At 42.3% G+C, this 1,035-nt stretch carries 1 protein-coding gene; it reads left to right on the top strand.

The annotated features are described in order from the left end of the window. Window positions 1-935, top strand: a 935-nt coding sequence (locus tag R7Q47_RS26540) for a hypothetical protein (RefSeq protein WP_318090300.1), incomplete at its 5' end; no start/stop codon positions are given. Window positions 936-1,035 lie beyond the last annotated feature (100 nt).

Below are 1,035 nucleotides of genomic sequence, written 5' to 3'. Positions count from 1 at the left end.
TGACGTTTGCCTTTGTTTTTGGCGGCATTTTTTGGTTATGTGCGGAAGGTAATACATTAAGAGAAACAAAACGCCAATCATCGATAATGTCAGGGATTATTGTTTGCACTATGGGAACTTGGGTGATTGCATTTAGTATTTATATTTACGGTTACTTTTGGGATAACTCTTCTCACTATTATTTTTACTTGCTCGCTCCATGGCCTCTTGCCATTGTAGGCATAACACTTCGTAACCATTGGGTTAGCCAATACGCAAGTGTAAAACAAGAAAAAAATGAAAAGTGGCAAAGGCACTGGAGAGAAATATTAGGCGAAGATACTGAAGATCTTCCACCGTATCGATATGACTACGGGCTCTACTCAGGCATTTGGCAAGCCAATGAAACACTCAGAGAGCAGTGCTTTGCAGCGCTTACTCACGGGAATTCAGTCTATGAGAGAGTAAAGGCTTTTCAAAAAATGACTACTCACGAGCACAACACCGATGATCAAATTTTGCTGAGTAAACTCGCCCAATTAGAGAATGAAATTATCCAAGCACTGGAACAACACTCGCAAAAAAACGTAAGTATTGAAACAGGCTCTGGTACTTTATGCAAAGAGTCAAAACGCAATGTTTATCGCCATGAGAATGGCCCAACAGAAGAGCAACTGTACGACTCAATCAATCTCCAACATGATTTGGATCGAGAGCTGCGTAACATTATCTATGACAGGCTTGGTGACGATGGCTTGGATGAATACTTTTTCCTCCGAACGCCACTCGAAGAGCTTACCGAGAATGAAACCGCAATCAACTGGATGCTCTGGGGTTTAGTAAGCGACCATTTTGACGTTGACCCATACCAAACGGCGTTGGAGCTCAATTTAATGAATGCGGAACCAAGATGGGGACAAGATGAGCGGTTTGTGGTGGTAACAACGGCAGCTTGAACGACTTTACGCGTTGATTACTAGACGCCCTCAAGCTGAAAATATTGCCCTGCCCGATAAACAACCAACTTATTGACTACAAGCTCATTTATCATAATCG

This window comes from Vibrio sp. Vb0349 (assembly GCF_033338975.1).
The sequence above is the reverse complement of the archived record's forward strand: the minus strand, read 5'-3'. Positions and strand labels throughout refer to the sequence as shown.